The sequence below is a fragment of the Lacrimispora indolis DSM 755 genome (assembly GCF_000526995.1).
GTDB lineage: Bacteria > Bacillota > Clostridia > Lachnospirales > Lachnospiraceae > Lacrimispora > Lacrimispora indolis.
In genome coordinates this window covers 384719-399480 of sequence record NZ_AZUI01000001.1, presented here as the reverse complement: position 1 = coordinate 399480, position 14762 = coordinate 384719, and the positions used below count along the sequence as shown (strand labels likewise).

The 14762-nt window shown below is 45.6% G+C and carries 9 protein-coding genes; 3 read left to right on the top strand and 6 right to left on the bottom strand.

What is annotated here, in order from left to right:
- Positions 1–97: 97 nt before the first annotated feature.
- Entirely contained in the window at positions 98–2347 is a 2250-nt protein-coding gene (locus K401_RS0101915) for a glycogen/starch/alpha-glucan phosphorylase (protein WP_024291381.1), read from the top strand.
- A 142-nt stretch (positions 2348–2489) separates the two neighbouring features.
- Here the strand turns inward: K401_RS0101915 and K401_RS0101910 are convergent, their stop codons facing one another.
- The 6 genes from K401_RS0101910 to K401_RS0101885 form a co-directional block, all read right to left on the bottom strand.
- A complete protein-coding gene (locus K401_RS0101910; RefSeq protein ID WP_024291380.1) occupies positions 2490–3950 on the bottom strand; it encodes a uracil-xanthine permease family protein in 1461 nt (486 codons plus the stop codon).
- 168 nt (positions 3951–4118) lie between these two features.
- Positions 4119–5063, bottom strand: coding sequence for a carbamate kinase (gene arcC, locus K401_RS0101905; RefSeq protein ID WP_024291379.1), 945 nt, complete (start codon positions 5061–5063; stop codon positions 4119–4121).
- 113 nt (positions 5064–5176) lie between these two features.
- Positions 5177–6370, bottom strand: a complete 1194-nt coding sequence (ygeW, locus tag K401_RS0101900) for a knotted carbamoyltransferase YgeW (RefSeq protein WP_024291378.1) — start codon at positions 6368–6370, stop codon at positions 5177–5179.
- 188 nt (positions 6371–6558) lie between these two features.
- Complete coding sequence (locus tag K401_RS0101895; protein WP_024291377.1) at positions 6559–7869, bottom strand: YgeY family selenium metabolism-linked hydrolase; 1311 nt, start codon at positions 7867–7869, stop codon at positions 6559–6561.
- A 41-nt stretch (positions 7870–7910) separates the two neighbouring features.
- Positions 7911–9116, bottom strand: a complete 1206-nt coding sequence (gene dpaL / locus K401_RS0101890) for a diaminopropionate ammonia-lyase (protein ID WP_029695343.1) — start codon at positions 9114–9116, stop codon at positions 7911–7913.
- Positions 9117–9150: 34 nt separating this feature from the next.
- A complete protein-coding gene (locus K401_RS0101885) occupies positions 9151–9795 on the bottom strand; it encodes a helix-turn-helix transcriptional regulator (protein ID WP_024291375.1) in 645 nt (214 codons plus the stop codon).
- 328 nt (positions 9796–10123) lie between these two features.
- Here K401_RS0101885 and ssnA point away from each other — a divergent pair, with 328 nt between their 5' ends.
- Positions 10124–11458 (top strand): putative aminohydrolase SsnA, encoded by a 1335-nt coding sequence (gene ssnA, locus K401_RS0101880; protein WP_024291374.1) that lies wholly within the window; start codon positions 10124–10126, stop codon positions 11456–11458.
- A gap of 106 nt (positions 11459–11564) precedes the next feature.
- Positions 11565–14555: a putative selenate reductase subunit YgfK gene (gene ygfK / locus K401_RS0101875; protein ID WP_024291373.1), complete on the top strand. Its 2991-nt coding sequence runs from the start codon at positions 11565–11567 to the stop codon at positions 14553–14555.
- The last annotated feature ends 207 nt before the right edge of the window (positions 14556–14762 follow it).

Below are 14762 nucleotides of genomic sequence, written 5' to 3'. Positions count from 1 at the left end.
TTGTACCATAATAGGCCAGAATGCTGCAAGATAAACAGCAGCAGGAACATTATAATACTAGGGTAAGGTTAAAGAAAACAAAAAAGGAGTGGTTTCAATGAATCTTGAACAACAAATTTTTGAAATATACAAAAAAACAGTGAACCAGTGTTCCAATCAGGAAATTTATTCTGCGCTGCTGAAAATCGTGGAGGAGGAAGGAAAAAAGCGGCAGGAGGAGGAAGGAAAGAAAAAGGTATATTACTTATCTGCGGAATTCCTCATAGGAAAACTGCTTTCCAATAACCTGATCAACCTTGGAATCTATGATGAAGTAACCCGGGTTCTTGCTGAAAACGGCAGGGATATTTGTGAGATTGAGGAAATAGAGCCGGAGCCATCCCTTGGAAACGGCGGTCTGGGACGCCTTGCTGCCTGTTTTCTGGATTCTATGGCAACCCTTGGGTTAAACGGGGACGGCATTGGCCTTAATTATCATTTTGGCTTGTTTAAACAGACCTTTAAGGACCATCTTCAGGCAGAAGACCCTAACCCATGGATAGAGCCGGATACATGGCTTAACAGGACAGAAGTCACTTATCCGGTCACCTTTGGCAGTCTGACCGTCCGTTCCAGAATGTATGACATAGGGGTGACCGGTTATCAGGGACGCACCAATAAGCTTCATCTGTTTGACTTGGAGACCATTGATGAGGAGCTTATAGAAGATGGGATAGCCTTTGATAAAGAAGCCGTTAAAAAGAATCTGACCCTGTTCCTCTATCCCGATGACAGCGATGAGGCCGGCAGAAAGCTTCGTATTTACCAGCAGTATTTTATGGTAAGCAGCGCTGCACAGTATATCCTTGATGAGTGCGTTAAAAAGGGATGCAGGCTTTATGATTTGCCGGATTATGCGGTGATCCAGATTAATGATACCCATCCATCCATGGTGATCCCGGAACTGATCCGGCTTTTAACCCTTAGGGGGATTCCTTTTGAAAAGGCGGCTGAAATTGTCAGCAGAACCTGTGCCTACACCAATCACACCATCCTTGCAGAAGCCCTTGAAAAGTGGCCCATGGAGTATTTGGAGGAGGCTGTGCCTCAGCTGGTGCCTGTTATAGAGAAGCTGGATAAACAGATCCGTAAATCATATAAAGACCCGGCTGTGGCGATCATTGATGAAAAGGATCTGGTGCACATGGCCCACATGGATATCCACTACGGCTTCAGCGTCAATGGGGTGGCATATCTTCATACGGAGATACTGAAAAAAAGCGAATTAAAGAAATTTTACGATATTTACCCGGAAAAATTTTCCAATAAGACCAACGGGATCACCTTCCGGCGATGGCTTCTCCATTGCAATCCCCGGCTGTCGGAACTCATTGCCTCCAGAATCGGAGAGGGTTATAAGAAAGATGCAATGGAGCTGGAAAAGCTGGCTGCCTTTGACGACGAGGCGACTTTAAAAGCCATTCTGGATATAAAAAAGCAGAATAAGACCGCTTTGAAGAAATATCTTATGTCAACCCAGGAGACGGACATAGATGAAAATTCCATTTACGATATCCAGATCAAGCGTCTCCATGAATATAAGAGACAGCAGATGAATGCCCTCTATGTTATACACAAGTATCTGGAAATAAAAAGAGGAAACTTACCTGCAAGACCGGTCACAGTGATCTTCGGTGCAAAGGCGGCTCCTGCCTATGTGATAGCAAAGGATATTATTCACCTGATCCTGTGTCTTCAGGAGCTGGTGAACAATGATCCCCAGGTGAGCCCCTATCTTAAGGTGGTAATGGTGGAAAACTATAACGTATCCAAGGCAGAAAAGCTGATTCCTGCCTGTGATATTTCCCAGCAGATTTCACTTGCGTCCAAGGAGGCCAGCGGAACCGGCAATATGAAATTTATGTTAAATGGAGCAGTGACCCTTGGAACCATGGATGGAGCCAATGTTGAGATTGCAGAGCTGGTGGGAAAGGATAATATTTATATCTTCGGAGAATCCAGTGAGAAAGTGATCCAACATTACACAAAAGCTGATTATGTGGCTAAGGAGTATTATAAAGAGGATGCACAAATCCGGGAAGCTCTGGATTTTATGGTGGGAGCGGAGATGACTTCCATCGGTCATAAGGAAAATTTAAAACGGCTTTATGATGAAATCCTGAAAAAAGACTGGTTCATGACCCTGTTGGATTACAAGGCTTATGAGGAAGCCAGGGAAAGGATTTACAGGGATTATGAGGATTCGTTTGCATGGGCGAAGAAGATGCTGGTCAATATCAGCAAGGCAGGATATTTCTCTTCGGACCGTACTATTCTGGAATATAACCGGGATATCTGGAAGCTGTAAAAAAGCCGTCTAGTGAACAATAAAAAAAGCCCTTCTGCTGAAAGTTTTGGCTTAAAGCAGAAGGGCTTTTTGTTAAAATCCGTCAAAATGGAACTCAGCGGAAATTGCGGTTAACATGTTAACATAAGGATGCTTTGTTTCATTACACATCTTGCATAGCAGCTTTTGCCTTCTCTTTATCTTCTTTAGTCATTGGGAAGCAAATGCTTGCAACGATTGATACGATACAACACACGGCAGCCGGTGCGCTCATTAATGGCGCAATGGCATGTAAGAGTGGTTGAATGAACGCCGGGAAGGTTTCCACGGCCAGGCTCATGGAGGTAAGTCCAATACCAAATGCAAGTGTAATACCGATAATAGTTACGTTTCTCTCGGAGAAACCTGCTTTGGCAATCATCTTAATACCGTTTAATGTGATCATAGCAAACACAGAAATAATGGCGCCGCCCAAAACCGCATCAGGGATGGTTTGGAAAAGAGCTGCCAATTTCGGGATGAGTCCGCACAAAGCCAGGAATACAGCTCCTACGGCAACGCACCATTTGTTCACGATTCTCGTCATGGAAATGATACCTGCGTTCTGTCCAAACGCGGTGTTTGGCAGTGCGTTAAATATAGCTGCCAACATCGATCCACCCGCATCTGCCAGGATGGCACCGGAGGTTTCTTCGGAGGTAGGTTCCCTGTCAAATGCCGCAATGGTGATACCGCCGGTGTTACCGATGGTTTCCAATCCGGAAATGATATAAAACAGGGCGAAGTTTAAGATGCCGGCTAAGGAGAATTTGAGGCCGAAATAAAACGGCGTTGGTACGGAGACGACTTTAGCGGCTGTGATCGGCGCAAAGTTCACCATACCCAAGGCAACAGACACCACATATCCGATAGCCAGTCCAAAAAGCAGGGCGGAATTCTTCACTATACCTTTGCCATATTTTTGGAGCAATAACACAAGGACAAATACAAATAATGCCATGCATACATTTTTCATGGAACCAAACACGCCTGTAAATTGAAACTTGTCCGGATTCTCATTATACGCAGCCAAATTTGCAGCCGCGTTTGAACCGCCGTTAAAGTATCGCGCTCCAGCGCTTAATAAGTTTAATCCAATGGCAATAAGGGTTGTTCCCACCACGATAGGTGAAAATAAATCGGAAAGCTTCTTATAGAAGAAACCCATAAATACTTCAACAAGACCGCCTACAAGTGAACAGCCGAGAACCAACGCGTATATATCACGCGGATCGGTCAGTCCCATAGAAGGCGCGACTTGAGTGGCAACAATGGAAGCCACGGAAACAAATGCAAACGATGTCCCCATGACAATGGGGAGATTCGCTCCGATACGGAAGCTCTTTCCCAGCTTGAGCGGATACAGCTGAAACAAGGTGGTTACACCGGATACAACCATGGCTGATGATAACATAACCGTTTTATCCGCAGGTTCCAGACCACAGATACTGGCAATGATGAGTATGGGGGCTAAGTTGCCCGTAAACATGGCCAGAATGTGCTGCAGACCCAGTGGGAATGCAGTTTTTAAGCTTGGCCTGCCTTCCAGTTGATAGATTAGTTCTTTGTCGTTTTGCTTACCCATAGATAATCCCTCTCTTTATTGTGATTTTCAAAGCCAAAGAGGGACTGTTTAGAGTTAACTTGGACAGTTCCCAGCTTCCAAAGAAGAGAGCCCCAGCTAGTAATAACCAATCCGGTCTTCTATGATGGTCAATGGCTTTGAATGTTGGTATTTTACCTAACAAAAGTTTCACTTATGAATACGAGTTCCGGTCTTCCCCAGGATTCCCTCTTTAGCTTTTTCAAGCAAAGTGATAAGCGCATTGCGACCCTCTTTGGAATCTGCGAATTTCACAGCAGCCTGAACCTTTGGCAGCATGGAGCCAGGAGCAAAATGTCCTTCTCCAATGAACTGACGTGCCTCGTCTGTTGTGATATCGTCCAACCATTTCTCTTCCGGTTTACCGAAGTTTATTGCTACTTTCTCAACTGCTGTAAGGATGATTAAGAAATCTGCATCCAGTTCTTCTGCCAGCAGTTCACTTGCAAAATCTTTGTCAATTACTGCGCTTGCGCCTTTTAAGTGGTTTCCCTGAAGGGTAACGGGAATTCCACCGCCGCCGCAGGCGATAACCAGCTGTCCGGATTCCACAAGGGAGCGAATTGCGCCGATTTCAATGATTTCTGCAGGATTTGGTGAAGCTACCACACGGCGGTATCCCCGTCCGGCATCTTCTTTTGTAATATATCCGTATTTTTCCTCAGCCAGCTTTGCTTCTTCCTCAGTCATGAAGTGACCGATTGGCTTGCTGGGAGAGTTGAAGGCAGGATCGTTTTCATCTACACGAACCTGTGTGATCATGGTGGTTACGGGAATGTTGGTGAGGTTCCTGTTTACCAGTTCTTCTCTCAGGGCATTCTGTAAGTCATAGCCGATATAAGCCTGGCTCATGGCTACACAGACGGAGAGAGGAGTGTTTGGCTGTTTGGGATCTTCCCGGGTTAAAGCGCTCATTGCGTTATTAATCATACCCACCTGTGGGCCGTTGCCGTGAACCACCACTACTTCACAGCCTTCTTCGATCAGGTCAACAATTGCTTTTGACGTGATCTTTACTGCAGTCATCTGCTCCGGTAATGTGTTGCCCAGGGCATTGCCGCCTAACGCAATAACTATTCTTTTTTTCTTTGCCATTTTGCTGTCCTCTTAATGATTAAGAATTTTTTAAAAGACGCACCAGTATCCTTTGAATAGGCTGCAGGTGCGCCTGGAATTCTTAAATATAGGGCAATTGCCCCCGTATGAAATTATTCAAAAATTCTTGGTGATTTCTTTTCTTCCAGCTTTTTTAAGATCTCCTGTGGATTGCCGAATTTGCTTAAGAAGATCATAGCAGCGATTACATATGGCTTGTAGCTTGCTTCTTTGTATAACGGATCGCGGTAACGATCGAATACAGATGCCTCTACTTCGCCGTCTACACAGCTTACATCGTTGATGTCAGCAGGTAAGCAGTGCATGTAAAGAGCCTTGCCGTCTTTTGTTGTCTTCATTAATTCTTCTGTACAGCACCAGTCTTTGTGCTGAGCGTTCTGAGCCAGTAATTCTTTCTCAAGAGCCTTGATGCCGTCGGAATCGCCTTCAGCGTAAAGGTTGGTTCTCTTTTCCATAGCAGCAAATGGAGCCCAGCTCTTTGGATATACAACATCAGCATCCTTGAATGCGTCAGCCATATCGTTGGATACACGGAAGGAACCGCCGGATTTCTCTGCGTTCTTCTTAGCTATTTCCACAACCTCTGGCATAACCTCATAACCTTCCGGATGAGCCAGAACAACTTCCATACCCATACGGGTCATTAAGCCGATGATTCCCTGTGGTACGGATAATGGCTTTCCGTAGGAAGGAGAGTAAGCCCATGTCATTGCCAGCTTTTTGCCCTTTAAGTTCTCAAGGCCGCCCAGCTCATGGATGACGTGAAGCATATCAGCCATACTCTGGGTAGGATGATCGATGTCACACTGTAAGTTAACTAAGGTCGGTCTCTGCTCTAAAATGCCGTCCTTGTTTCCCTGGGTAACAGCGTCCATGAATTCATGCATATAAGCATTTCCTTTGCCGATGTACATATCATCACGGATACCGATTACGTCTGCCATGAAGGAAACCATGTTAGCTGTTTCACGAACAGTCTCGCCGTGAGCCACCTGGGATTTGCCCTCATCTAAATCCTGAACTTCCAGACCAAGTAAGTTACATGCGGAAGCAAAAGAGAAACGGGTACGTGTGGAGTTGTCGCGGAATAAGGAGATTCCAAGGCCGCTTTCAAATACTCTTGTAGAAATGTTGTTCTCTCTCATGAAGCGGAGAGCATCAGCAACGGTCCAGACAGCTTCCAGCTCGTCGTCAGTCTTTTCCCAGGTTAAGAAGAAGTCATTCTCATACATCTCCTTAAAATTTAAGGAATTCAGTTTGTCAATGTAATCCTGTAAGGTTTTCATAAAATCGTTAGCCTCCTGATTTTTTCTTTGTTTTATTGGTATCTATCCTTCATGCAGCCTGCCAGGCATTGATTGGGGAAGGAATGATCGGCAGACGGCAAAAATGATTGTTAGGAGCGGCGGCAGGCCTTTATAAGGCCCGCTGCCGGAATTATGGTTCCAAAATGGTTCCTGAATAGCTTGTCTGTTTATTTGCAGTATGCGCTTGGAAGTGCTGCATATACTGCTGCACATGTTACAAGATCCTGTTTCCAGGTCTTCTCGTTAGGAGCATGAGCCTGAGCCTCTGCGCCAGGTCCGAAGCCGATGCATGGGATTCCGTTACGGCCCATGATGGAAACGCCGTTTGTGGAGAAGGTCCACTTATCGGTAAGAGGACGGGCGGTTCTCATAGCAATTGTTTCTTCTGCACCGATTCTGACATCGCCGTAAAGGTTCTTGTAAGCTTCTTCCAGAGCTGCGGTAACAGCGTGATCCTCCGGGATAACCCAGGTTGGGAAGTAGCACTCGATCGGATAGGTAAGTCCTGTATAGGAAGGACGGGAATATTCGTACATGGAAACAGTCACATCATCGCCGTATTTCTTTACGTTTGGAAGATTACGGATCTCATCCAGACAGCTTTCCCATGTCTCGCCGGCGGTCATACGGCGGTCTAAGGATACGGAACAGGAGTCAGCAACTGCACAGCGGCTTGGGGAGGTGAAGAAGATCTCGGAAGCAGTAACAGTACCGCGGCCTAAGAAGTTAGCTTCTTTCCATTCTTTGTTGTACTTCTCATCAAGCATCTTTACAAGGCCTTTGATTTCCTTGTCATCAGCAGCGTCGTTCTCGTTAAGAGAGCGGACATCCTGAAGAATATCAGCCATTTTATAGATTGCGTTATCACCGCGCTCCGGTGCGGAACCGTGGCAGGAGATACCCTTTACGTCAATACGGATTTCCATACGGCCTCTCTGTCCGCGGTAGATACCGCCGTCAGTCGGCTCTGTGGAAACAACGAATTCCGGACGAACCTTGTCTTCGTTGATGATATACTGCCAGCAAAGACCATCACAGTCCTCTTCCTGAACAGTACCGGTTACCAGTACGGTGTACTTGTCATTTAAAAGACCTAAGTCCTTCATGATTCTTGCGCCGTAAACAGCGGATACGATACCGCCGCACTGATCAGATACACCGCGGCCGCCGATTTCTGTGTCATTTTCGTAGCCTTCGTATGGATCAAATGTCCAGTTGCTCTTGTTGCCGATACCAACGGTATCGATGTGAGCGTCAAAACCGATTAAAGTTTTGCCGGTTCCCATATAGCCTAATACGTTGCCCATGCCGTCGATTTCCACTTTGTCGAAATCCAGCTTCCGCATTTCTTCTGCGATGCGGTCGATATGAGCTTTTTCATCACAGCTCTCGCCTGGGAATTTAACGATTTCCCGTAAGAACTTTGTCATGTCGGCTTCATAGTTTTGTGCTGCTTCTTTGATTTTACTGTAATCCATATTTTTGTCCTCCATTTTATAATTTATTAAGAAATATATGCCTAACGTTCTTTTCCTTCCCAGACAATTGCTTTGTAACGATCCGGGTCGGTGTCACCCTCAGTAGAGAAGAGGAGAACTTTTGAATCCTTATTAAGTCCTAAATGCTCCCTTAATTCCTTGTACTCATCAAGAAGCATGATGCAGGTCAAAACTCCGAAAGGAGCAGCGCCTGATTCACCGGAGGTTACCGGTGCATCACCTTTGACAGGAGCGGCAAGCATTCTCATACCCTGTGCGGCTACCCAGTCAGGAGCGGAAACAAAGGTATCTACGTGATTCTTTAAGATATCCCAGGAAATTGTGTTTGGCTCTCCGCAGGCAAGGCCGGCCATAATGGTCTGCATATCCCCGTCTACAATGCGGATCTTTCCGTCTCCGGCTTTTGCTCCCTTATAGAGACAGTCAGCCACATCAGCTTCCACAACCACAACCTTAGGCGGGTTCTCAGGATAACGGTTAGCGAAATATCCCTGAACAGCGCCTGCAAGAGAACCTACGCCAGCCTGAACAAATACATGGGTAGGTCTGTCGCAGCCATATTCCTCAAGCTGCTCATTGGCTTCTAAAGCCATGGTTCCGTAACCCTGCATGATCCAGGCAGGAATCTCTTCGTAACCATCCCAGGCAGTATCCTGTACCACAACGCCGTTCTTTGTTTTGGAAGCGGCATCAGCAGCCATGCGGACGCATTCGTCATAATTGACTTCTTCAATAGTAACTGTTGCGCCTTCTGCTTTGATGTTGTTGAAACGGGTGATAGTGGAGCCCTTTGGCATGTAAACAACGGACTTCTGGCCTAATCTGTTGGCTGCCCATGCAACACCCCGTCCATGATTTCCGTCGGTGGCAGTAAAGAAGGTAGCCTGACCGAACTCTTCTCTTAAAGCGTCAGATGTGAGAACGCTGTAGGGAAGATCGGAAACATCTTTTCCAGTCTGCTTTGCAATGTACTTTGCGATAGCAAAGGATCCGCCCAATACCTTGAATGCATTTAAGCCGAACCGGTAGGATTCGTCTTTCATGTAAACCTGGCCAAGGCCTAAATAATCAGCCATGTGATCCAGCTTTACAAGAGGAGTCTTGCTGTACTGGGGAAAGCTTTCATGGAATACTCGCGCTTTCTTGATTTCATCAAGGGCCATGACCGGCAGATTCTTATCATCGGTCTTTGGCATGGTGTTTACAACCCATTCGATTGGTTTCATGATTACTGATTCTCCTTTTTCTTATTTAATTATGTTACTTTTCTTTATTCGTATCCATATAACTGTATAAAGTGAATTTGGATATGCCAAAATAATTGGAAACCTTGTCGCCTGACTTTGTGATCAGGAATGCTCCGGCATCGTTTAAATACTGGATTGCGGCAACTTTGTCGTCCTTGCTCATAAGGGCAACAGGTTTGCCCACCAAAGCTACGGACTGTTCAATCAGTTCGTCGAGAAGATCGTTCACATTATGAGTGATTCTCCTCGGCTGCTTCTCATCGTCTTCTGTTTCCGCAGTGGAGAGAAGGGATTTTAAAGAATTGTCTATGGTGAGCAGGCCTGTGATATCATAATTAAGGGCCAGAATGTAATCGATGGTATTATCTTTCCCTCTAATATACATGGTGCTGGATTTTAAAATCCTGCCGTCATCGGTTCTTGTTAAATAAGAAAGGCGGTCTTTTAAAAGATCCGGGTTCTTTTTTAAGGTCTCAAGAACGATTTCTGAGGGACCATCTCCCAGCTTACGGTTGCTTACCTGGCCATTTTCGATATAGACAATGGAGCTGTCTAAATCTTCTTTCCTTAAATCATGGATAACTACTTCACAATTATTCCCAAAATGAGTAGAAATTCCTCGTGCAATTTGTGTTAATAACTCAAGTTTTGTATCCATCGTTTGCCCTCCCCTCATGGAACTTCTTATACACTCATCATAGCATAAAAAATTAAAATTTCAAGTGGTTTTCTAAAAATTTTTTAGGTTCTCTAAATTTTTTTTGAATTTTGACTTGCATTTCTTTATATGAAATGATACACTGTACTCAGTAAGGAATTTATGGTGTAATCTGTATAGAAAATGGCGAATTATGAGAGTGAGTATAAGCAGGTTGCGAAAATAAAGTGCAGCCATAGGGGAAGAACCTATGTGAGGTTTGTACAGTTGAAAATTTTAAGATTTCACTTAAATTATGTTAAAAAAATCGAAAAAAGGAGATGGAAACATGCTTGTTATCGGTAATGGAAGAATGATTACAAGAGACCCTCAAAATCCGTTTTTTGAGAACGGTGCGGTTGCAATGGAAGAGGGTGTGATCCGTAAGGTCGGAACCACAGAAGAAATTAAAAAAGAATATCCAGATGCGGAGTATATTGATGCAAAGGGCGGGGTTATCATGCCAGCCTTTATCAATGCCCACGAGCATATTTACAGTTCTTTTGCCAGAGGCTTAAGCATTAATGGATATGATCCCCATGGATTTCTGGAGATTCTTGACGGAATGTGGTGGACCATTGACCGCAATCTCACATTGGAAGAGACAAGGTTAAGCGCCATGGCAACTTACATCGATTCTATTAAGAACGGTGTGACAACCACCTTTGACCATCATGCAAGCTTCGGACACATTACGGATTCCTTATTTAAGATCGAAGAGGCTGCAAAAGAAACCGGCGTCCGTTCCTGCCTTTGCTATGAGGTTTCCGACCGTGATGGCAAGGACAAAGCAAAGGAAGCGGTTCTGGAGAACGAGGCATTCATCAAGCACGCTCTGGCAGATGACAGCGATATGATTGCAGGAATGATGGGCATGCACGCTCAGTTCACCATCTCTGACGAGACCATGGAGCTTGCAGCTTCCCACAAGCCGGAAGGCGTTGGTTACCACATTCACGTGGCAGAGGGAATCGAAGATCTTCACGACTGTCTTAAGAAATACGGCAAGCGGATCGTAGACCGTCTGATGGACTGCAATATCCTGGGAGAGAAAACCCTCCTTGGACACTGTATCTACATCAATCCTCACGAGATGCAGTTAATTAAAGATACGGATACCATGGTAGTTCACAATCCAGAATCCAATATGGGCAATGCATGCGGATGCCCTCCCACCATGGAACTGGTACACAGAGGTATCTTAACAGGTCTTGGAACCGATGGTTATACCCATGACATGACAGAGTCCTACAAGGTAGCTAACGTTCTTCATAAGCATCATTTATGCGATCCTAATGCAGCATGGGGAGAGGTTCCCAAGATGCTGTTTGAAGGAAATGCAAAAATTGCAGGCCGTTACTTTAAGAAGCCTTTAGGCGTTTTAAAAGAAGGTGCAGCAGCAGATGTCATCGTTACCGACTACATTCCGCTGACGCCCATGAATGGGGATAACTGCAACAGCCATATCCTTTTCGGAATGACAGGACGCAGCGTAGTGACCACCGTAGGCAACGGCAAAGTGCTGATGAAGGATCGTATCCTTACAGCCGTTGACGAAGAAAAGGTGATGGCAGACTGCAGACAGGCAGCAGCCGAATTGGCAAAACGAATCAATTCCAGATAATATTTTCATAAAATTCAGAAAAAATGTAAAATCTACAGGATAGAATATTCATCGAGGGTTGTTTGCAGGATCAGTCTGCGGACAACCCCGTTACAGGAGGTAAAAAATGGGAGATAGAATGACACCAATGCCATTTGAGCAGTTAGTGGACTGGATCGTAAAGGAACATGATAACAGCGGGACTGTTTTCGGAGTCTACAGACCTTATAAGGCGGATAAGAAAGACAACAGGAAAATTTTCGGACGCACCTTAGAAACACCAATGGGACCGGCAGCAGGCCCTCATACCCAGCTTACTCAGAACATTGTGGCTTCCTATTATTCAGGCAGCCGTTTCTTTGAGTTAAAGACTGTTCAGATTTTAGACGGAGAGGATCTGCCTGTAAGCAAACCATGTATCAGGGCAGATGATGAGTGCTATAACTGTGAGTGGTCTACGGAGCTTTATGTTCCCCAGGCTCAGGACGAATATATCAAGGCATGGATCCTGCTTCACATCATTGCCAAGGAATACGGCCTTGGAGCTATGGACGGCTTCCAGTTCAACATGAGCGTGGGCTATGACTTAGAGGGAATCAAATCTCCTAAGATTAACAGCTTCATTGATTCCATGAAGGATGCAAAGGATACGGAAATATTTAAATCCTGCAAGAGCTATCTCCTGGATCATATGGACTTATTTAAGAATGTGACCAAAGAGGACATTGAGAACATTCCTTCTGAGATCTGCAATTCCGTGACCCTTTCCACACTCCACGGATGTCCTCCTCAGGAGATTCAGAGAATTGCAACTTATCTGATCGAAGAAAAAGGACTGAACACCTTTATTAAGTGCAACCCGACTCTTCTTGGCTACGAATTTGCAAGAAAGACCATGGATGATATGGGATATGATTATATCGCATTCGGCGATTTCCACTTCCTTGATGACTTACAGTATGAGGATGCGGTTCCCATGTTAAAGACCCTTATGGCTCTGGCAGAGAAAAAGAACTTGGAATTCGGCGTGAAGATCACCAACACCTTCCCTGTTGATGTAAGAAACAACGAGCTTCCAAGTGAAGAGATGTATATGTCCGGAAAGTCCTTATATCCCCTTTCCATTTCACTGGCAGCCAAGCTGGCAAAGGAATTTGACGGAAAATTAAGAATTTCCTTCTCAGGCGGTGCGGATTACCACAACATCAAGGCAATTGTAGATGCAGGAATCTGGCCGGTAACCGTTGCCACCACTCTTTTAAAACCAGGCGGCTATCAGAGGCTTTTACAGATCGCAGAGAAGCTGGAAGGCGGCAATGTGGAGTTTACGGGAGTTGATCCGGTAAAAACGGCTAAGCTGGCAGAGGATTCCATTCATGATCCTCATCACAGAAAGGCAGTAAAACCACTTCCTATCAGGAAGATGGCAAAGAGTGTTCCCCTTATTGACTGCTATGTGGCTCCGTGTAAGGACGCATGTCCGATCCATCAGGATATTACTACCTATTTACAGCTTTCCGGCGCAGGGAAATACGAAGACGCCATGAAAGTGATCGCAGAGAAGAATCCCCTTCCATTCATAACCGGGACTATCTGTGCCCATAACTGTATGGGCAAGTGCAACCGGAACTATTATGAAGATCCGGTTAACATCCGCGGTGTCAAGCTGGTCTGTGCAGAAGGCGGCTATGATGCGTTTATGAAGGAGATCGAGGCAGGAGAACTTAAGGGCAAAAAGACAGCAGTGATCGGCGGCGGCCCGGCTGGCCTTGCAGCTGCATACTTCCTCACAAAGAACGGCATGCCTGCAACTATTTTTGAGAAGACCGGCACCCTTGGCGGCGTAGTGAAGCATGTGATCCCTGGATTCCGTATTTCTGATGAGGCAATTGACAAGGATGCAGTTCTGTCTCTGGCATATGGAGCTGAGGTAAGATACAATACGGAAGTAACAGATTTAGAAGCCTTAAAGAAGGAAGGCTTTGATTATATTATCCTTGCCACCGGCGCTTCCAAGCCAGGTGTGTTAAAGCTTGAGGCAGGAGAAACGATCAATGCTCTGGATTTCCTTGCTCAGTTTAAGGCTGCTGACGGAAAATTGGACATTGGCAAGAACGTGGTAGTCATTGGCGGCGGAAACACTGCCATGGATACGGCAAGAGCGGTTAAGAGAACGGAAGGTGTGGAGCATTCCTACCTGGTTTACCGGAGAACAAAACGTTACATGCCGGCAGATGAGGAAGAGTTAGAGATGGCACTGGAAGACGGCGTGGAATTCAAGGAATTGCTGTCTCCTGTAGAGCTTAAGAACGGAAAACTCCTTTGCAAGGTGATGAAGCTTTCCGATACCGATGCTACCGGCAGAAGGGGCATTGTAGAAACAGAGGAAACAGTGGAAATTCCTGCAGATACCGTGATCGCAGCAGTTGGCGAGCAGGTTCCTACAGAATTCTATGAGGCTAACGGCATTCATGTAAGCAACCGCGGCAAAGTTCTTGTAAACGAGGAAACTCTGGAGACCAGCGTATCTGGTGTTTACGTGGTAGGCGACGGACTTTATGGACCGGCTACTGTTGTAGAGGCCATGAGAGATGCCCGCATGGCTGCTGAAGCAATTTTAGGCAAAAAGGCTGCTGTTGACTTTGATGATACAGTGGACAACTTAGGCACGATTTATGATAAACGCGGTATTCTTGAAGGAACCAAGGAATATACGGTAGAAGGCTCCAGATGCCTTGGCTGTTCTAATGTCTGTGAAAACTGCGCGGAAGTCTGTCCAAACCGTGCAAACCTGGCCTTGAATATTCCTGGATTATCCATGCACCAGATCGTTCATGTGGACTATATGTGCAACGAGTGCGGAAACTGTAAGAGCTTCTGTCCATATGACAGCGCTCCTTACTTAGATAAGTTCACCTTATTCGCTAACGAGGCTGATATGGAAAACAGCAAGAACGAAGGCTTTGTTGTAATGGATAAGGCAGAGATTGCCTGCAAGGTGCGGTACCTTGGAAACATTCTTACCTGGAAAGCCGGTGAAAAGGACAGCGTAATTCCCGATGGGCTTAGAAAAGTCATGGAAACTGTCTGCAAAGAGTATGATTATATTTTAGGATAGTCAATATCCTGAAGTAAAAAGAAAAAGTAATTGTATTGGAAATGAATCGGCGCAGTCGGAGAAGCAGCTTTCTCCCTGCGCCTTTCAATCTTGGCAGATGAACCTCCTTCCAGGGATCCCTTTACGCCCGATAAAGCGGGGCGGGCATTGCCCTGGAAAGACGGGCGGAATAGATGAAAACAGCCATCCCACGGAATCAGAGAGCGG